Origin of the sequence: Aeromonas sp. 159 (assembly GCF_963862045.1) — a bacterium.
GTDB lineage: Bacteria > Pseudomonadota > Gammaproteobacteria > Enterobacterales > Aeromonadaceae > Aeromonas > Aeromonas veronii.
Window position 1 is genome coordinate 1 of record NZ_CAWLMI010000057.1, and the last position, 18992, is coordinate 18992.

The 18992-nt window shown below is 59.7% G+C and carries 18 protein-coding genes; 10 read left to right on the plus strand and 8 right to left on the minus strand.

Features of this window, described 5'->3' with window-relative positions; genetic code table 11:
• The 5 genes from mobB to AACR14_RS11165 all read right to left on the minus strand — a co-directional run.
• Nucleotides 1–820, minus strand: an 820-nt coding sequence (mobB, locus tag AACR14_RS11145; protein ID WP_019446235.1) for a molybdopterin-guanine dinucleotide biosynthesis protein B, incomplete at its 3' end; no start/stop codon positions are given.
• Nucleotides 817–1461, minus strand: a complete 645-nt coding sequence (gene mobA, locus AACR14_RS11150) for a molybdenum cofactor guanylyltransferase MobA (RefSeq protein WP_019446236.1) — start codon at nt 1459–1461, stop codon at nt 817–819. The genes mobA and mobB, both read right to left, overlap by 4 nt.
• Nucleotides 1433–2128, minus strand: a complete 696-nt coding sequence (locus AACR14_RS11155) for an energy-coupling factor ABC transporter ATP-binding protein (protein WP_019446237.1) — start codon at nt 2126–2128, stop codon at nt 1433–1435. Before AACR14_RS11155 ends, mobA begins: the two co-directional genes overlap by 29 nt.
• Before the next feature lie 34 nt (nt 2129–2162).
• Entirely contained in the window at nt 2163–2864 is a 702-nt protein-coding gene (locus tag AACR14_RS11160) for an ABC transporter permease (RefSeq protein WP_019446238.1), read from the minus strand.
• Nucleotides 2865–2928: 64 nt separating this feature from the next.
• Nucleotides 2929–3771 (minus strand): substrate-binding domain-containing protein, encoded by an 843-nt coding sequence (locus AACR14_RS11165; RefSeq protein ID WP_019446239.1) that lies wholly within the window; start codon nt 3769–3771, stop codon nt 2929–2931.
• A gap of 255 nt (nt 3772–4026) precedes the next feature.
• On the opposite strand from AACR14_RS11165, the gene AACR14_RS11170 reads away from it, so the two are divergent.
• Nucleotides 4027–5382 carry a sigma-54-dependent transcriptional regulator gene (locus AACR14_RS11170; RefSeq protein WP_019446240.1) on the plus strand — a complete coding sequence of 452 codons (1356 nt, stop codon included), beginning with the start codon at nt 4027–4029 and terminating at the stop codon, nt 5380–5382.
• Between the two features lie 25 nt (nt 5383–5407).
• Nucleotides 5408–7510: a sensor histidine kinase gene (locus AACR14_RS11175; RefSeq protein WP_019446241.1), complete on the plus strand. Its 2103-nt coding sequence runs from the start codon at nt 5408–5410 to the stop codon at nt 7508–7510.
• Between the two features lie 80 nt (nt 7511–7590).
• On the opposite strand, the gene AACR14_RS11180 is transcribed toward AACR14_RS11175, so the two are convergent.
• Together AACR14_RS11180 and AACR14_RS11185 are read right to left on the minus strand one after the other, a co-directional pair.
• Nucleotides 7591–8457, minus strand: a complete 867-nt coding sequence (locus tag AACR14_RS11180; RefSeq protein WP_019446242.1) for a helix-turn-helix transcriptional regulator — start codon at nt 8455–8457, stop codon at nt 7591–7593.
• 15 nt (nt 8458–8472) lie between these two features.
• Nucleotides 8473–9330 carry a formate dehydrogenase accessory sulfurtransferase FdhD gene (locus tag AACR14_RS11185; protein WP_019446243.1) on the minus strand — a complete coding sequence of 286 codons (858 nt, stop codon included), beginning with the start codon at nt 9328–9330 and terminating at the stop codon, nt 8473–8475.
• Nucleotides 9331–9487: 157 nt separating this feature from the next.
• On the opposite strand from AACR14_RS11185, the gene AACR14_RS11190 reads away from it, so the two are divergent.
• Both AACR14_RS11190 and AACR14_RS11195 read left to right on the plus strand, forming a co-directional pair.
• Entirely contained in the window at nt 9488–9724 is a 237-nt protein-coding gene (locus tag AACR14_RS11190; RefSeq protein WP_083851955.1) for a helix-turn-helix domain-containing protein, read from the plus strand.
• The gene (locus AACR14_RS11195; protein ID WP_156808814.1) at nt 9711–10391 is read left to right on the plus strand and encodes a hypothetical protein; all 681 of its coding nucleotides are present in this window, start codon (nt 9711–9713) and stop codon (nt 10389–10391) included. The genes AACR14_RS11190 and AACR14_RS11195 overlap by 14 nt, the downstream gene beginning before the upstream one ends.
• Before the next feature lie 2 nt (nt 10392–10393).
• Here AACR14_RS11195 and AACR14_RS11200 read toward each other — a convergent pair whose 3' ends face one another.
• Entirely contained in the window at nt 10394–12313 is a 1920-nt protein-coding gene (locus AACR14_RS11200) for an N-6 DNA methylase (protein ID WP_192811954.1), read from the minus strand.
• Between the two features lie 297 nt (nt 12314–12610).
• Here AACR14_RS11200 and AACR14_RS11205 point away from each other — a divergent pair, with 297 nt between their 5' ends.
• The 6 genes from AACR14_RS11205 to AACR14_RS11230 form a co-directional block, all read left to right on the plus strand.
• Nucleotides 12611–13189, plus strand: a complete 579-nt coding sequence (locus AACR14_RS11205; RefSeq protein WP_019446247.1) for a DUF3305 domain-containing protein — start codon at nt 12611–12613, stop codon at nt 13187–13189.
• Nucleotides 13182–13775: a DUF3306 domain-containing protein gene (locus AACR14_RS11210; RefSeq protein ID WP_019446248.1), complete on the plus strand. Its 594-nt coding sequence runs from the start codon at nt 13182–13184 to the stop codon at nt 13773–13775. The genes AACR14_RS11205 and AACR14_RS11210 overlap by 8 nt, the downstream gene beginning before the upstream one ends.
• Nucleotides 13776–13878: 103 nt before the next feature.
• Entirely contained in the window at nt 13879–15624 is a 1746-nt protein-coding gene (locus tag AACR14_RS11215) for a 4Fe-4S dicluster domain-containing protein (protein WP_019446249.1), read from the plus strand.
• A gap of 10 nt (nt 15625–15634) precedes the next feature.
• Nucleotides 15635–16252, plus strand: a complete 618-nt coding sequence (locus tag AACR14_RS11220; protein ID WP_019446250.1) for a TorD/DmsD family molecular chaperone — start codon at nt 15635–15637, stop codon at nt 16250–16252.
• A 99-nt stretch (nt 16253–16351) separates the two neighbouring features.
• Nucleotides 16352–16555 carry a transcriptional initiation protein Tat gene (locus tag AACR14_RS11225; protein WP_005303194.1) on the plus strand — a complete coding sequence of 68 codons (204 nt, stop codon included), beginning with the start codon at nt 16352–16354 and terminating at the stop codon, nt 16553–16555.
• Between the two features lie 23 nt (nt 16556–16578).
• Nucleotides 16579–18992 (plus strand): molybdopterin-dependent oxidoreductase (locus tag AACR14_RS11230; protein ID WP_019446251.1); only part of this gene is annotated, 2414 nt, incomplete at its 3' end.

An 18992-nucleotide genomic window follows, 5' to 3' on the forward strand; every position in this document is an offset into this window, starting at 1 on the left:
GACCGGCCAGCACAGGCTCGTGGCGCTGCTGGCCCGCCAGCACTTCCCCCACCAGCTGCCAGCGACCGGTGGAGAGATCGTCGCTACGAAGGCCAATGCCGTCCATCGCCGAGTTGGCGTGGGGAGGCACATTGATGGGGCTTATCAGATCGGCGGCCAGCACAGCGCCGTGGCACTGGGCCAGCGGTTTGTCGCTGCAGGCAGTGCTCGGGGTGAGGGCCGCCAGAATGGCGTTGCGGGCCGCCTCGACAGAGAGAAAGCCCTTGCCCGCCTCCGGCTCCTTGCTCTGGCAGCCGTCAAGCCAGCGGCAGACGAAGTCGGCGATAGCCGCCAGATCGTTGATATCGAGTCGGGGCAGGCTTGTCTGCTGTTGTTCGCCACTCTGTTGGGGCTGATCGCTGGCCAGCGCGATGATGTCGCTGTCTTCGGGGAAGAGCAGCGGCTTGCCAATTTCGGCGCGGTGCAGCTCGATTTTCGGGAAGTGTTCGTGCTTGAACCCCTCGACCAAGAGCAGATCGAGCTCTGTCTGATCGAAGCTGGCCAGCAACTGGCGAAAATCGGCTTCGGCCAGTTCCGTTTCAATGATACGGGCATGACGACGGCGGGAGGCAACCATCATCTGCTGGGCACCCGCCTTGCGCAGGCGGTAGCTGTCCTTGCCCGGTTGGTCGATATCAAAGTCGTGGTGGGCGTGCTTGAGCACCCCGATGCGCAGGCCGCGATCCACCAGCAGGGGGATCAACTGCTCCAGCAAGGTGGTCTTGCCGGTGCCGCTCCAGGCGGCAAAGCCGAGCAGGGGAAGGGTGGGGGCCGGGGTCATGAGGTGACTCCTTGTTGGGGGGCGATAGCCGGGGCGAGCAGACGGGCCTCGTAGGCGGCCAGCTCGGCAGGGCTATTGAGATTGATAAAGGCATCCGGCTGATCGGCAAAGCTCACCACCGCCATATTGTGGCGGGCAAACCAGATATCGATTTTGCGCTCACCCTCTGCCAGCGCGGCGGTGAGGGAGGGGAGCAGGGATTTGTGCAGCAGGGCCACCACGGGTTGCAGCCAGTCGCCATCGTGGGCCACTACCAGCTCGGTATCCGGGGTCAGGGCGGCGCGAAAGCGGCTCATCAGATCCAGCGGCAGGGCGGGGCCATCGCAGGGGACAAACAGCACCCAGTCGTGACGGGCGGCGGCAAGGCCCGCCTGCATGCCCGCCAGCGGGCCGAGATAGTCGTTGTTGTCATCGCTGATGACCGGGGCCAGCGTCTGATAGCGGGTCTGACTGCGGTTGGCGTTGATCAGCACCTCATCCACCTGGGGGCGCAGGCGCGCCAACACATGGTCGATAAGGGGGCGTCCCGCCAGTGCTACCCATCCCTTGTCTTCGCCCCCCATCCGGGTGGCGCGGCCTCCTGCCAGGATCACTGCTGATACGGCAACGGGATCAGAGTGGCTGTCGCTTTTTGAAGTCATGTCGCTCGATGATTTTTAAAGGGGTCGTCTCTTGCAGCTGGCCACGGGCGAGGGTCCATTGCCGCTCGCACAGGGAGGTCAATGCGTTGCTCTGGTGGCTGATGACGACCAGGCCGCTGCCATGTTCCCGCAGATCTTGCGCCAATGCGGCCATCAGGGCAACCGAATGTGTGTCCAGATTGGCGGTGGGCTCATCCATCAGCAGAAAAGCAGGTTGCAGCGCCCAGGCGCGGGCCATCGCCAGCCGTTGCCGTTCGCCACCCGAGAGAATGCTGATGTGCTCCCGCGCCAGTCCCTCCAGCTCGACCCGGCGCAGCGCCTCGAACACCCGGATCTCGCTGCCGAGCTGTTTATCGAGCGCCCAAGCCACGTTGTCGTGCACCGTGCGATCGAACAGATAGGGGGTCTGGTGCAGATAGGTAACCCTGCCCGGCCCCAGATCCCGTTTGAGCAGCCGGTTGAGCCGCTGTTGCCAGCGCCCCGGCAGATTGGTGTGGCCGCGGGTGGGGGCCAGCAGCCCTGCCAGGATTTTGAGCAAGGTGGTCTTGCCCACCCCGTTGGCTCCGTGCAGCCAGATGGCATCCCCCGGTGCGATGGCGAGCCGGTCAATCTCGAACAGCTGGCGCTCGCCAAAGCGCATCGTCAGCTGGTGGGCGGTCAGGGCCATGGGGTACTCCTGTTGATACACAGTGGGGGCATGGTCAGTTCTTCAGATAGCTGTGGCCGCGACAGGCCGTCAGCAACAGGTTAAGCAAGAGGGCGAGGGTGAGCAGCACTATGCCGAGGGCCACCCCCTGAGTGAAGGCCCCTTTCTGGGTCTCCAGCGCGATGGCGGTGGGGATATTGCGGGTAAAGTGCAGGATGTTGCCCCCCACCATCATGGAGCAGCCCACCTCGGTGACGATGCGGCTGAAGGCGCCGATGATGGCGGCCAGCAGGCCAAAGCGGCACTCGTGCATCAGGCCGATCAGCGCCTTGGGCCAGGAGACCCCCAGGGTCAGGGCGGTCTCCCAGGCGCGCCGGTCGCTCTGGACAAACGCCGCGTGGGCCATGGTGGCGATCACCGGAAAGGCGATCAGCATCTGCCCCACCACCATCGCCTGCTGGGTAAAGAGCAGCTTCCAGTCGCCAAAGGGGCCTGCCCGCGACAGCAGCATATAGAGCAAGAGGCCAATCACCACGGTCGGCACCGATTGCAGGGTATTGATGCAGGAGAGCCAGAGCCAGCGGCCGGGCAGCGGCAGATAGGCCAGGGCAAAGCCCAGCAGCAAGGCGGGCAGCAACACCAGCAGCAGGGCGATGCAGGAGACGGAGAAGGAGACCCCCACCACCTGCCACAGTTCGGTGTCACCACTGAACAGCAGGGCGAGGGCAGCCAGCGTGGTATCGATCAAGGTCGGCATCAGGCGCCTCCCTCAGCGAACTGGGGGAGTGCCAGCAAGGTCATCGTAGGGGTCAGGGTTGCCATTATTTCCCGTTGGCATCCGCTACAAACAGCGCCTGACCCGCCACCTTGAAGTTGCCGATTAGCTTCTGGCCATGCTCGGAGACCAACCAGTTCTTCAGGGTGCGGGCCCCTTCGGTGTTGAGATCCGGGTAGCGCTTGGGGTTGACCAGGATCACCTGATAGGGGTTGAACAGGCGCTTGTCACCCTCCAGCAGTACGGCGAGATCCAGCTTGCTCTGGTAGGCGAGCCAGGTGCCGCGGTCGGTCAGGGTGTAGGCACCCAGCTCCGAGGCCATGGTCAGGGTCGGGCCCATCCCCTGGCCGATGGATTTGTAACCGGCAAACTCGGGTTTGACGTCAGCGGCTTGCCACAGGGTCTTCTCCTTGATGTGGGTGCCGGACTCGTCACCGCGGGAGATAAAGGTCTGGCCCTGCTCCTTGATGGCTTGCAGCCCCTTGGCTGCGTCGTGCAGTTTGCCGAGACCCGCCGGATCTTTCGCCGGGCCGACGATGACGAAGTCGTTGTACATCAGGTGCACCGGCTCGATGCCAAAGCCTGCGTCGACAAACTTCTTCTCGGCAGAGGGGGCGTGGGTCATCACCAGATCCGCGTCGCCGTTCTCGCCCATCTTCAGGCTCTGGCCGGTACCGGCCGCCATTACCTGCACCGGATAACCAGCCTCCTTGGTGAACTGGGGCAGCAGCCAGCCCAGCAGACCGGACTGCTCGGTGCTGGTGGTGGTGGCGAGGCGGATCGGCGCTTTTGTGGCATTAGTATCCGCTTCGGCGTGGGCAGCACCGGCGATCAGCAGGCTGGTGGCGAGGGAGAGGGCAAAACGTTTGAGGCTGGTTTTTATCGTCATCGTGATGCAACTTTTTTCAGGGTGGCTGAGGAGAGGGCAAGAGTAAGCAAGCAGGGTGCCAAACTGTTCCTTTGCCGGTGTATTCACGGTTTGCCGTTTAAAAACAGAAGCTTATTCAAATCAATTAGGTGAGCTTGTTATCGCTTTTAATAATTGGTGTTGGTGCTTTTGATACGGTAAGGACAAAATGTCCCACTAAGGTTCCGGTTATCGGGACATTCACCGACCGTACGTGCATCCGAGGTACTTTTTTCCATGACACTCCCTCCCAGCCGCTGGTCTGCCCTCTCCCTGCTTATCGTTGACGATGAGCCCGGCATGCGCAGCTTTCTGGCCAAGGCGCTGGCCAAGCGTTTTGCCCAGATTGAGACTGCCGCCAGCGTGGAGGAGGCGGAAGCCCTGCGCTGCCGCCTTCACTTCGACCTTATCATCGCCGACATCCGGCTGCCGGGGCGCTCCGGCATCGAGTGGCACGAGGCCATAGACCCGGCCACGCGCCGCAGCGACATCATCTTCATGACCGGTTTTGGCGATATGGAGACCGCCCTCAAGGCGCTGCGCCTCGGCGCCAGCGACTTTATCCTCAAGCCCTTCAACCTCGATCAGATGGTGCAGGCGGTGGACAGAGTCATCGAGCGCCGCCAGATGGAGCGGGAGAACCTGCTGCTGCGCCGGGAGGTGAGCAAGCTCTTCCCGCCCACCCTGATTGGCGACAGCGCCAAGACCCGCGAGCTCAAGACGCTCATCGCCAGAGTGGCCCCCTCCAACGCCGCCGTGCTGGTGGAGGGGGAGTCCGGCACCGGCAAGGAGCTGGTGGCCCGCGCCCTGCATCAACTCTCCGGCCGCATGGGGGCCTTTGTGCCCCTCAACTGCGCCTCCATCGCGCCGGAGCTGCTGGAAAGCGAGCTGTTCGGCCACGTGCAGGGGGCCTTTACCGGCGCCCGCAAGGGGCGCGACGGCCTGTTCCGGGTCGCCCATCAGGGCACGCTGTTTCTCGACGAGATCGGCGAAATGCCCCTTGCCATGCAGGCCTCGTTGCTGCGGGCGCTGGAGCAGAAGGCCATCCGCCCGGTAGGGGCCGAGCGCGAATTGGCGGTGGATGTGCGCATCGTCGCCGCCACCAACCGCAACCTCAAGGCCGAGGTGGAGGCGGGCCGCTTTCGCGAAGATCTCTTCTATCGCCTCAACGTGGTGGCGCTGCCGGTCGCCCCGCTGCGGGAGCGGATCGACGATATCCCCGCGCTGGTACACCACTTTACCCGCCAGCTCACCGCCGAGATGGGGATGGGCTCCTTGAGCTGGACCCACGAGGATGTGGTGGCGATGCAGGCTTACCCCTGGCCCGGCAACGTGCGGGAGCTGCGCAACCTCATCGAGCGCTGCCTGCTGCTGGGCAAGCCCCCGGCGGATTACTGGCAGAGCAGCAAGCCGGCCGAACCGGGGGCGAGCGAGGAGGGTTATCCGCTGGCGTGGCCGCTGGCGGAGGTGGAGAAGGCTCACATCCTACAGGTGGTGGCGAGCCATGATGGCAACAAGTCGGCCGCCTCCCGGGTGCTCGGGGTGGCGCGCAAGACGCTGGATCGCAAATTCAAGGAGTGGGCCATCGAATGAGGAAGGCTGACTGGATGGGGTGGCGATGAAACTGACCCTGCTTTCCCGCTGCATGCGCGCCCTGTTGCCCCGTTGCGTGCGCACCAAAGTGCGCTGGCGCCTGCTGCTGCTCACCTCGGTACCCATCATGCTCACTCTGGTGGGCATGATCGCGCTCACCCTTTACTGGACCCTCACCTACAGCTGGCAGAACCTGCTCACCACGGTGCGCAGCGATCTCGGGGTGGCCCATCACGCCATCACGGTGCAGCAGCAGCGCCAGACCGAGCATCTGGAGCATCTGCGCGATGCCTGGGCCTTTCAGCTTCGGCTGCGGGAATCGCCGGATCAGCTGCATGACTGGGTGATGCCGCTGGCGGCCAACTATGGTCTCGATTTTCTGCGCTTGCGCCGTGGCCCCGAGCTGGATCAGCTGACGGCGCAGGAGCGCGCCGCCCTCACGGCCGGACGCAGCGTCAGTCACTTCGTGGTCTGGTCGCAGCAGGAGATGCTCGCTCTCTCCCCGCAACTGGCCAAGCGGGCCGTGTTGTGGCAGCGGGATGGCACCAGGGTGGTGGAGAACAGGGGGCTGATCAGCCTGTCGCTGACGCCGGTGATGGGCCGCGACGGCTCCCTTTGGGCGGTGCTGGAGGGGGGCGAGCTTGTCAACGGCAGCACCCGGCTGGTGGATGAGCTCAAGGGGCAGGTGTTTGCCAAAAACACCCTGCCGGATGGCAGCGTCGGCACTGTCACCCTGTTTCTCGACGATCTGCGGGTGAGCACCAACGTACCGGTCAGCAGTAGCCGTCAGGTGGGTCGGGCGGTGGGTACCCGGGTCTCGCCGCCAGTGCGCGAACAGGTACTGGGGCGGGGGGAGATGTGGGTTGACCGCGCCTTTGTCCACGACGCCTGGTATGTCTCTGGCTACGAGCCACTTTTGGGCGCCAGGGGCGAGCGGATCGGCATGCTCTATGTTGGCTTTCTCGAGTGGCCCATTATCCGCACCTACCTCACAAATCTGGTGGAGCTGGGCTCGGGCGTGGTGCTGCTGTTGTTGCTCTCCGGCCTGCTGGTCTATCGCGGCGCGCGGGATCTCTTCTCCCCCATCGAGCGGATGCACAAGGTGGTGCGGCAGGTGCAGGCCGGGGAGTCGGCTCGCATCGGCCCGCTGGCCCTCGATCCTGACCACGAGCTGGCCCAGCTCGGTCGCCAGTTCGACGCCATGCTGGACAGGCAGGAGGCGCACCAGCAGCAGATGGCTCGCAGCGCCGATGAGCTGGAGCAGAAGGTGGCCGAGCGTACCCAAAGCCTTGAGCTCAAGACCGCCGAGCTGGAAGATCATATCCATATGCTGACCGAGGCGCGCCAGCAGCTGCTGATCAGCGAGAAGTTGGCGGCCCTTGGCGAGCTCTCGGCCGGGGTGGCCCACGAGATCAATAACCCGCTGGCGGTGATCCTCGGCAATGTGGAGCTGATGAAGCTGGAGCTGGGGGAGGCGGCCGAGCCGGTCAGCGAGGAGCTGGCGCTGGTGCTGGCCCAGATCGAGCGCATTCGTGCCATCACCCGCAGCCTGCTGCAATATTCGCGCCCCGGCGATTACGAGACGGCGCCTGTGTGGCAGCACCTTAACCCCATCATCGAGGAGAGCCTGACGCTGGTGCGCTCCGCCCTGCGCCAGCAGCAGGTGGAGCTGGTGGCCGATCTCAAGGCCCAGCAGCCCATCGAGGCGGATCGCCAGCAGCTGTTGCAGGTGCTGATAAACCTTCTGGTCAACGCCAGCCACGCGCTGGGGGAGCAGGGGGAGATCCGGGTCGAGAGCCGCGACTGGGTCGATGAACTGGGTCAGCTGCGCGGGGCAGAAGTGCGGGTGATCGATAACGGCAGCGGCATCGAGGCGGCCATTATCGACAAGATCTTCGACCCCTTCTTCACCACCCGCGCCACCGGCACCGGTCTGGGGCTGGCCCTGAGCCACCGCATCATCAGTCGCTGGGGCGGAGAGCTCTTGGTGGACTCCACCCCGGGGCAGGGGAGCTGCTTTACCGTGCGGCTGCGCAGCCACGCCCTGCTGCCCAGCGGCAGCGAGCCTGCGAAACTGGAAGGGTGGCGCATCGCCCTCAATGCCGAGGGGCGTGAGACAAGCGATTGATGCTGTTATAAAAAGGTCCGTGATAAAAACAGCCCGTCAACATGGTTGGCGGGCTGTTTTGTCGGTGGGTGAGTGGTTATTTACTGCGGACTCCACACCAGCTTGCCGCTCTGGGTCAGGTCATAGCCGCCGAGGCGGGCCGCCAGCTCGCGCCCCTCGGGGGATTGCAGCCAGCCGATCAGCTGTTGCAGCAGGGTACGAAAGAAGACCCCCTGCGGCATCACCAGATCGAAGCACTCCTGCGACAAGGGCATAAAGCCGAGACCAAACTCGGTGGCGGTGCTCTGGGCGCCGGGCCCGACATCCGCATCGCCACGGCTGATGGCAGCGGCCAGCTCCCGCTCGCTGTTGACCTCGAGGATCCGCTCCAGCCGGGTCAGCGACTCCCCTTGCGTTTGCAGCCACTCCTGCAGGGCGCGCTGGCTGCCGGCCCCCTCCTGACGCATGGCCCAGCGCCAGTCGAGTGCCTCTTTCGCCTCCTTGGGTTGCAGCCCCTGGCGCAGCACCAGCCCCTGCACCCGCCTGAATCCATGAACGATCACCCATTGTCGGTGGCCCTGATACTGCTGCACCAGCGCCGGGTGGCGCAGGTGCGCCTCCTCGGCCTGCCCCCAGTGGATGGCGCACAGATCCACATGGCCGCGCGCCAGCATCGCCAGCCCCTGACGGGTGCCGCACGGGGTGTAGCCCACCAGTGCCTGGGTGCCGAGCTGCTGGGCCAAGCGGCTGCTGGCGTAGTGCAGCAGCACGTCGTCCGAGCCTGCCAGCAGCAGCCGGTCGTTCATCACCCCCTCGTGGCAACTGCCGAGCAGCCAGCGGTCGAGCAGGGAACGGGGAAACAGCCACTTGCCGGTCGCCTTGGTGGCGGGGATGCGCGCCTCGTTGGCGAGCTGGTAGACCTTCTTCTCGTTGAGATCGAGGTATTCCGCCACCTGCTTCACGTTCATAAACTCATTCATGGCTTAGTCCCGCATCCCGCGACCGGCCGGACTGGGCGCCAGCACCGGCGGCTTCTCGTCCAGCACCATATGGTCGTGACCGCTAAATACCTCGAAGTGGCGCCCCTTGGCGCGGGCAATCATGGTGATGCCGAGCTGGCGGGCCAGATCCAGCCCCATCTGGGTGACGCCGGAGCGCGACAGCAGCACCGGAATGCCCATCTGCGCCACCTTGATCACCATCTCCGAGGTGAGCCGCCCGGTGGTGTAGAAGATCTTGTCGTGGCCAGCCTCGCCGCGTATCCAGAGCTCGCCCGCTAGGGTATCCACCGCATTGTGGCGCCCCACATCCTCGACAAAGGAGAGGATTTCGCTGCCGCGACAGATGGCGCAGCCATGGACGGCACCGGCCATCTTGTAGGTTTCGTTATGGGCCGACAGCGCCTTGAGCAGGGCGTAGAGGGTGCTCTGTTTAAGCTCGGGCGCCGCCAAGACCACCCCTTCGAGCTTCTTCATCACGCTGCCATACATGGTGCCCTGACCGCAGCCGGATGTGACCGTCTTCTTCTCCAGAGACTGGTCGAGATCGGCGGCCTGCTGGCTGCTCACCACGGCGGCGGCCTCGCTCTCCCAGTCGACAATCACCGACTCGATGGCCGAGATATCCTCGATAAAGCCCTGATTTTTCAGATAACCCAGCACCAGCGCCTCGGGGCGGGCCCCCAGCGTCATCAGGGTTACGATCTCCTTCCAGTTGAGGTAGACCGTCAGTGGCCGCTCACAGGCGATTTGGCGGGTGTTCATTGTGCCCTGTTCATCCATCACCTCGACGGCCATGGTGAGCTGGGCGGCAGCATTGCTTTTGATAAAGGTCGGTGTCATGGGCCCCTCGCGACCGGTTGCCGGGATCTAAGGGGATATAGCAAGTTTTGTTCCAAAAACCTCAAGGGGTATGAACAATAAAGTGATACTTATAGTCTGTAGACTCATAGTCATCAATTTATTTAGGATTAATTCAATTAATAATTTGGCAATAGCAATGGACTATCTCAAGCTTATAGGTAATGAAGTAAAAAGACGGCGAATCGCTAGTGGATTATCTCAGGAGGATCTAGCATCACTATCAGGTTTACATAGGACTTATATAGGAAGTGTAGAAAGAGGAGAGAGGAATATCTCACTTCAAAATATCATATCAATATCTATTGCACTAAAATGTAAACCCAGTCAGCTTTTTGTTGGCATTGATCAGGAAATTAGCAATGGCTCTATGTAAAAAAGAATTACCAGTTCGTGGAAAATATAAAAATATATCGGAGAAAAAATGTTATCTGATGGAAGGTCATGAGGGGCCCTGTTCAGAGTTTCCTTACCTTGAGGCTCTTAAAGTAGCCTATCCACGAGTGGCAAATAAGATTGTAAGAGATGCTACTAAAACTACAGGTGCTTCTTGGAAAAGTGATGATGCGGGTCCAAATCGCATCGACAGGTGGGTAATGCTTGAAAGCGATGAGGTTTTAGCTAGTTATGGTCTCAATATGAAGGCTTTAAAGCCATCAGTTGTTGCGAAACTAAGAGAAAAAGCTGCAACCTACGATGATTGCATGGATGTGGCTGCAAAGTTAACATGGTTAGTATACCAGATGCCAGATGCACCTGATTGTGAACAAAAATTTCGCACATATCTTGAGAAGCGCTTCGGTGATATGGGTTTTGGTTCAACAACTTGTATTGTATGTAGGCAGCCTCTTAGCTTTTCCCTCTTTGAAAAAGCTAAAAGAGGAAAGGCTGAGATAGAAACAGCACATAGCAATCCTCGTGAGCATAGTCAGGATAATGTCGGTTTTGCCCACCGTGAGTGTAATATCGCTCAAGGAAATAAAACACTGGATGAATTTTATCAGTGGGCAAGAGATATCTTGTCTCGTGTAGAGGCTGAGTAACTTTACAGTTCTACCATGGACTCTTCAAATTGAGAGAGCAAACTTAAAAGTCTTGCTCTTTCTTTAAGTGATAGGGTAAAAGCATCTACAGATTCAATGAATTCTTGGCTTTTTTGTTTTGGTATAGGTAGCTTGACTTCTTTAATTCTGCTGCCTAGAGCGCCTAGTGTTGATTGTATAAATACTAGACTTCTAATATCTCTCTGAACACTATTTAGGCTTAAAAGATATAATAGTTCAAAAGCATTAAATGGAGCACTTTCAGAGACATTAATAATGCGTAGGTGGCTTTGTGCTATGCATTTATAATTGGTCTCGTGAAGGATTGCGCAGCGTCCGATTCGATATCTACCATCAACAACCATCAAAATACTACCAGGTTTTAGTCCTTGTTCTAATTGCAAAGACTCATATATATCATTTGCCACAGATTTAGTTGGATCAATAGATACTTCAAAATTAGATATATCCGATGTCCTAACAAATGGAACATCGCCTGTACCATAAGCTTCAGATCCGACTTCATGTCCTTTACGTATACTAATCCATCCTTTCGAAATCATTTCATCAAAAGAGATTATTTGGGCATTGAATTTTTCAGCATCATTTTTAAGCAAAATATCAGTCTTTCTATCGTAGTATCTTGGCACTAAATAGTGTTTTTTAGTTACTTCAGAGCTAAACCAAAAGGAGTGTTCTATATTTTGCCAGTCTTCAGCAATCGCTAAGAAGTCATCAGGGTATGGTGTTCCATCTACTCGTGTATTTCGTCCACGTCTGTCATGTCCACAATTTAATGCGACAGCAATCTTTACGTGACTATTAATTGGATTCTCACATTTTTTAAAAAATAAAATGTTAGTTTTTGTGTCCGTGCCTGGTTGGAAGGATGTCCTTGGGCAGTCGATTAATGCGAAAATTTCACCATTATTTCTTAAATAGTCCATGATGTGGCCAGAGCGTGAGTTACCAAAGATGCCCTCAGGGAGCACAATTCCCATAATGCCATTTGGTTTTAGTAATTTTACGCAAAGTTCAATAAATAGTGTCTGAGGATCTTCAGCCCCCTTAAGAGTGCTGGTTTTAATCCATTTGTTTTCTTCTTTTGACATCTCCCAATTAAATCCAAGCTCATACTGTTCAAGGATGCTCTGATCCTTTATTTGTATTTTGGCTCCGAATGGTGGATTGGTAAGAACATAGTCAGCGTTAAAAATATCAGCATGTAATGTGTGTGCTTTAAGTAACCCAATATCTAATGAGTTAGCATTAAATATTTTTGACTTTTCAGATGACACTAACTGGGTTAACGCGGAGGACAGGACATATAAGTCACTATCTTTGTCTATACCAGTAAGATATCCATGTTCTAGATTGTTTTCATCCCAATATGCAGCAGTCTCAATTAAGAAGCCACCAGTACCACAGGCTGGGTCAATAACTTTGGCGCCAGGCTCAGGTGCCAGAATAGAGACCATGCATCTAACAATACTTTTAGGCGTGAAAAACTGCCCCTTATCCCCCCTCAGATTTGGACCTATTAACGCTTGAAATGCGTCGCCAAGTAAATGGGACTTTGCCATATGGAGATTGAGATTAGAGATGGCACCAAGTCCATATCTAAGGGAGAGATCGTCAAGGTGGAATTTTTCGTCTTTGCCAAAGATGGAAGAATACTGTTCCATCAGTATTGGTAATAGCGTTGAGTTGGCTCCACCATTCCCATTCAAAAAATCATCTACAATGCTCTGATATTTTGGCTCACGACTCTTACAAAGAGCTACTAGCAACAATCTGGATAAGTCCCCTATTATCCGTTCCGCTCGGCTCGCATTACTATTTGAGTAAAGATAATAATATAGTTTTTTAAAAGCATCAAAATAGTCGGTAGAGCCAGTTACGTTCATCTCGAGTTCATTCATGGTATTGGTTTTCATTAGTGATAGTTTTGAATACTATACGTATCAAACCACAACGTGTCAATGCGCTGTGAGCTTGTAATGTCTATACGATAAATGTAAATACAGGTAGTTAAAATCGACTTGTCTTCTGTTTGTATGATGTATCTGTTAGCTAACTCATTGGCCATAAGTACTGCCTTGGCCCCGCTCTTGCTATGTCTTATCCCATTGATGGCCGTAGCCGCCATAAATCTCCTGCCGTGATCCGCCCCGAATGGGGTGAATCACGGGGGAGGGCGGCCCGGCAGAGACCTTTTGATGGGAGCCGTGACAGTGCAAGAGACAACCAAACCCCTCTCCCCGCAGCGCTGGCTGCAACTGGAGTTAAAGGCCATCGACAGCCAGGTTGGCCGCTGGCAGAGCCGCCGTTTCGAGATTGCGGCGCTCCACCCCGCCGAACCGGAGGCTGCCGGTGCCTTGCCCCTTACCCTGTTTCGCGATGAGCGGGGGGATTATCGCTTCAATTTGAGCTCCGGTTCGCCCCGCCTCTTTGTCACCGGAAGCCGCGTAGACAGCGGCTTTGTGGCCGATGGCCTCACCCTGAGCCAGACCGTGGCCGCTGCCTATATGGATGGCGAGCGGCAGGTGCTCTCCTGCCCGCTGCCCGAGGCGCTGCAAGCCTGGGTGGAGGCCTTTATCGGCCGCCACGGCGAGCTGCTGGAGGCCCGCCGCAAGGGCAAGAAGGGCAAGGGACGGGCGCAGGATCAGCTTGGTGTCGATACGGTAGATCAAGCCAGTTGTGGCGCCGTGAAAGCCACTGGCCCCGATGGCCGTGAGCGTGGCAGTGACGCCGGAACCTGTGCCGTAAACAAGGCCGGAAACAGCGCCCATGAGTGAGTTCCTTAAGCGCTGGTCGTCTCGCAAGAGTGAGGCGCGCAAGCATCAGGTATTGCAGCCACGGGCAGAGGGTATCCCCGAGGCTGTTGCCGCCCCCATAGAAGGTAGTGGTGAAGGTAAAATCTCAGATACTGCGCTGGATAGCCCCGTAGTCAGCACTGACAAGGGGAGCTGTGAACCTCTTGCCGCTGAGGGGGCCGAGAGTGGCGAGCCGCCGCTAACAACAGCCCCGCCGGGCAAGGCCAAACTCCCCGACAAGGAGGCGCTGCGGGCCATGTTTCGCAGCCACAAGCCGGATGGGCTCGACGACTACACCCAGGATTTCAGCCAGCCCGAATTGTTGCCTGCGGCCCTGACCGCCGGGCTGCGCAACTGGCTGGTGGATCAGGTGACTGCCCCTGACAGCGAATCGGCCAATCCGGCCAGCGGATCTGCTGAACCGCTGGCGGTTGCCAGCGAACCTGCCGCCGACGAGCTGGCTGATAACCATTCTCAAACCCCCACTGACGATCGGGACATTTTGGTTTCCTGTGGTGGACAAAATGTCCCAACCAAAGGTGGGGGAATGGAACCCTCAGGATCCTGACTCCCTGTCAGTCACTTTTTTTCTGGGGGAGTTGGCTCGCCTCTTGCTCTCTCGGCTTACCAACAAGCGCCCATCCCATGAGGTGGCGCGCACAGGAGCGTATGTGAGCACTGAACAAACATTGCCAAATCTGGCCCCAAATCTAGCCTCCAATCTTGCCCATGGGGCGGGGGCGGCCGAGCATAACGCGCGCGCTCGCGCCTATGCCCTGCAGCATACGGTCAAGACCGACAACCTGATCCCGGCCACTGTCTCTTACCAGAGTCAGGGGCGCCTGCTGCTGGTCGGCCCGGAAGATCGTATTCGCCGCGCCGCCAGCCTGCTGCCCGCCGGGGTGAAGCCCACCCTGCTGGTGACCGAAGCGGTCCACGATGCCGAGGCGGCCGATCTCGAAACCATTTTCGATGCCACCGTATCCCTCGCGGCCCTGACCCTGCGCGAGCCGAGCCTGACAGGGTATCTGGGGCAGTTCCAGCTCACCGGCCTCAATGGTCAGGGTGAGCGGGTTAATCTGGCGGCGCTTTGCTTTCCACAACAAACGGTTGTTGGTAGCGAACCGCGCTTCGATCTGGTGGCCGATCTAGGCCGCGCCCCGCTCTTTGCGCTGGAGCGCCCGCCGGTCGGTTATCTGCATCTTGCCGATGACCAAGGGCTGGCCGAACGGCTCACCGAGCTCTGTGCGCTGACCGGTATCTTCGACAAGCCGCGCTATTTTCGTCTCGACCCCGAGGCCTGCGCCTTTACCGCCCGCGGCGTGCCCGGTTGCAGCCGCTGTCTCGATGTCTGCCCGACCGATGCCCTCAAGCCCATCAATGGTCGCATCCAGATCGATCCCCATCTCTGTCAGGGCTTTGGCAGCTGCGCCTCTGCCTGTCCGACCGGGGCGATTGCCTATCACCAGCCCGATGCCAACACCTGCGGCGACTACCTGTTCCGATTGCTCAAGCATTACCGGGAGGCGGGCGGCGAAGCGCCCCAGTTGCTGATCGCCGGTGAAAGCGAGCGCGAATGGGTGGAAGCCGAACTCACCCGCCTGCCTGCTAACTGGCTGCCGATCTGGGTGGAGGAGAGTGCGAGTTTAGGCATCGAGAGCTGGTTTACTGCCCTCGCCTATGGCGCCAGTGCGGTGCGCATTGCGCTGGGTGATGATGCTCCCGCAAGTGTGCGGGCATTGGTTGAACGGGAGCTGGCGAGCGCCGCCGTGCTGCTGGCGGGCGCCGGTCTCTCTGCCGATCGCATCGCCCTGTTTAACCCGGATGCCGAACAAGATAAGCCGATCTCCGGTGAACCAGCCCTTGCCCTGCTGGAGAAGCCGCTGAAAGGAGATAAGCGGGAAAACCTGTTTGCCGCCTTCGATGCCCTCTGGCAGGCCAGCGAAGGGAACCGCGAGCCGCTGGCGGTGCCTCACGGCGCCCCATACGGCAGAGTGGAATTGAAAGAAGCTGACTGCACCCTCTGCATGGGCTGCGTGGCGGTCTGCCCGAGCCGCGCCCTGCATGCGGTTGGGCACACGCCAGGCCTTAACTTTATCGAGCAGGATTGCATCCAGTGCGGCATGTGCGAAAAGGCGTGCCCCGAGCAGGCCATTGTACTGGTGCCTCGCCTGCAACCTGTGCCCGAGGCGCGCCGCGCCGTGCAGAGCCTGAAAGCCGAAGAGGCCGCCTGCTGCATTCGCTGCGGCAAGCCGTTCGCGCCCGCCTCGATGATCCGCCGCATCCAGCAAAAACTGGCCGGTCACTCCCACTTCCAGAACGAGGCCGCCCAGCGGCTGCTGATGTGCGAGGACTGTCGGGTCAAGGATGTGTTTGCGGCGCTGGCGGCGGATCCTGCCGCCCAGCTCAAGGTATGAGGGGCCAGTGATGAGTGAACAACATAACGAAAAGGCTGGCGAACTGACCATGACCGAACTGGAACAGAGCAGCGCCGATCTCTACGCCCTGCTGGCGAGCCTCTGGCGCGCCGCTCCCCGTGGCGAACAGCTCGCCTGGCTGCAAGGCCTGCAGGCTATGCCGGGCCCCTTTGCCAGAGGGTTGGGGCTGGTGCAGCTGGCGGCCAGTAGCCACCACGAAAACGAGCTTGCCGAGGAGTATCAGGATCTCTTTATCGGGCTGGGGCGCGGAGAGATAGTGCCGTTTGCCTCCTGGTATCTCACCGGCTCTTTGATGGAGCTGCCGCTGGCAGTGCTGCGCGCAGATCTGCAGTCCCTCGGTTTCGAGCGCCAGAGCGGAGTGTGCGAGCCGGAAGATCATCTCGCCGCCCTCTGTGAGGTGATGGCGGTGTTGATTGCCGAGCAGCATCCGGAGCGCAACCGCTTCTATGAGCGCCACCTTGCCCCCTGGGTACTCGCCTGCTGCCGCGATCAGCAACAGGCGAAAGGGGGCAGCTTCTACCGGGCGGTCGGCGCCCTTGCCGAAGATTTCTTCAAGCTGGAAAACGAATTGCGCCTGCCGTTTGGCGCCTGCGTGGTGCCGGGCTGAACGCCCTATCCACCCACAACAAACGAGCAGACGAGATATCCCATTGGACGCGAAGCTGGCGCGCAGGCGCCGGCAAGAACAACAACAGAGGTCACAAGAATGAGCGATGAACAGCTGAAAGACCCGTCCCGCCGCAATCTGATCAAGGGAGTTGGCGTGGTCGCCACCATAGGCGTATTGGCCGGTGCCACCGGTCGGGTGGTGGGCAAAGAGGTGCTGACCCACGACACCGAGCCTGACAAGGGCTATCGGGAGACCCCCCATGTTCACGACTTTTATCGCACCCTGCGCGGCACCGACTGAGCCGGATCAGTGAAGGAGAACTCATGAAACTGACAAAACGTGCCGAGCAGCCCCAAGTGGGCGAGCAGGGCAATGAGGCCATTCGCGGTCAGGGGCTGACCCGCCGCGCCTTTATGGTCAACTCGGGTCTGGTAGCCGGTGGCGCTGTGGCCGCCGGTTGGCTGGCCCCTGCCATGATGCAGCGGGCCGAGGCCAAAACTGTGGCGGCCGGGGTGCCGGTCGAGGTGAAGCGTACCATCTGTTCCCACTGCTCGGTGGGCTGTGGCGTCTATGCCGAGGTGCAAAACGGCGTCTGGACCGGTCAGGAGCCGGCCTTTGATCACCCCTTCAACCTTGGCGGCCATTGCGCCAAGGGGGCGGCCCTGCGCGAGCACGGCCACGGTGAGCGTCGCCTCAAGTACCCGATGAAGCTGGTGGGTGGCAAGTGGCAGCGCATCAGCTGGGATCAGGCCATCGAAGAGGTGGGCAACGAAGTGCTGCGCCTGCGCAAGGAGTCCGGCCCCGACAGCGTCTACTGGCTCGGCTCCGCCAAGCACTCCAACGAGCAGGCCTACCTGTTTCGCAAGATGGCGTCCTTGTGGGGCACCAACAACGTGGATCATCAGGCGCGCATCTGCCACTCCACCACGGTCGCTGGCGTCGCCAACACCTGGGGCTACGGTGCCATGACCAACAGCCTGAACGACATGCACAACAGTAAGTCGATCATGTTTATCGGCTCCAACCCGGCGGAGGCCCACCCGGTCGCCATGCAGCACATCCTGCTGGCGAAAGAGCGCAACGGCTGCAAGATCCTGGTGGTCGACCCGCGCCGCACCCGCACCGCCGCCAAGGCGGACATGTACCTCTCCCTGCGCCCAGGCACCGACGTCGCCTTTATCTGGGGCATGCTCTGGCACATCTTCAAGAACGGCTGGGAAGACAAGGAGTTCATCCGCACCCGCGTCTACGGCATGGACGAGGTGCACAAAGAGGTGGCGCGCTGGACTCCGGCGGAAGTGGAGCGGGTGACCGGCCTCAATGAACAGCAGGTCTATGGCGCCGCCAAGCTGCTGGCCGACAACCGCCCCGGCTGCGTGGTCTGGTGTATGGGCGGTACCCAGCACACCACAGGCAACAACAACACCCGTGCTTACTGCATCCTCGAACTGGCCCTCGGCAACGTGGGCAAGAGCGGAGCGGGTACCAACATCTTCCGTGGCCACGACAACGTACAGGGGGCCACCGACTTTGGCGTCACCTCAGACTCCCTGCCCGGCTACTACGGGCTGGAAGAGGGCTCCTGGAAGCACTGGGCCCGGGTGTGGGACGTCGATTACGAGTGGATCAAGGCACGTTTTGACAACAAGGCCTACAACGGCAAGCTGCCGATGAACAACAACGGCATTCCGGTCTCCCGCTGGGTGGACGGGGTGCTGGAGAACGCCGATCTGATCGAGCAGGGCTCCAACATCCGCGCCATGTTCTACTGGGGCCATGCGGTCAACTCCCAGACCCGCGGCCCGGAAATGAAGAAGGCGATGCAAAAGCTCGACATGATGGTGATTGTCGACCCGTATCCCACCGTTGCCTCAGTGATGAACGATCGCACCGACGGCGTCTACCTGCTGCCGGCCACCACCCAGTTCGAAACCTATGGTTCCGTCACCGCCACCAACCGCTCCATGCAGTGGCGCGATAAGGTGATTGAGCCTCTGTTCGAATCCAAGGTCGATCACGAGATCATGTATCTGCTAAGCAAGAAGCTTGGCTTTGCCGACCAGCTGTTCAAGCACATCAAGGTAGAGAACAATCAGCCACTCTTGGAAGACATCACCCGCGAATACAACCGCGGCATGTGGAGCGTGGGCTACACCGGCCAGAGCCCGGAGCGGCTCAAGGCGCACCAGCAGAACTGGCACACCTTCCACAAGACCAACCTCAAGGCCGAAGGCGGCCCGGTCAGTGGCGAAGTGTACGGTCTGCCCTGGCCCTGCTGGGGCACCCCGGAGATGAAACATCCCGGCAGCCACATCCTCTACGACACCAGCATTCCGGTCTCGGAAGGGGGCGGCGGTTTCCGCGCCCGCTTCGGCATCGAGTATCAGGGTGTCTCGCTGCTCGCCGAAGACTCCTGGCCGAAGGGGAGCGAGGTGGAAGATGGCTATCCCGAGATCACTGCCGACTTGATGAAGCAGCTCGGCTGGTGGGATGAGCTGACCGAGGCCGAGAAGAAAGAGGCCGAGGGCAAGAACTGGAAGACCGATCTCTCTGGCGGCATTCAGCGCGTCGCCATCAAGCACGGCTTTGTGCCCTACGGTAACGCCAAGGCGCGCTGCGTAGTGTGGACCTTCCCGGATCAGGTGCCCAAGCACCGCGAGCCGCTCTACACCCCGCGCCGGGATCTGCTGGCCGACTACGCCACCTGGCCTGATTCGAAGAGCCTGTGGCGCCTGCC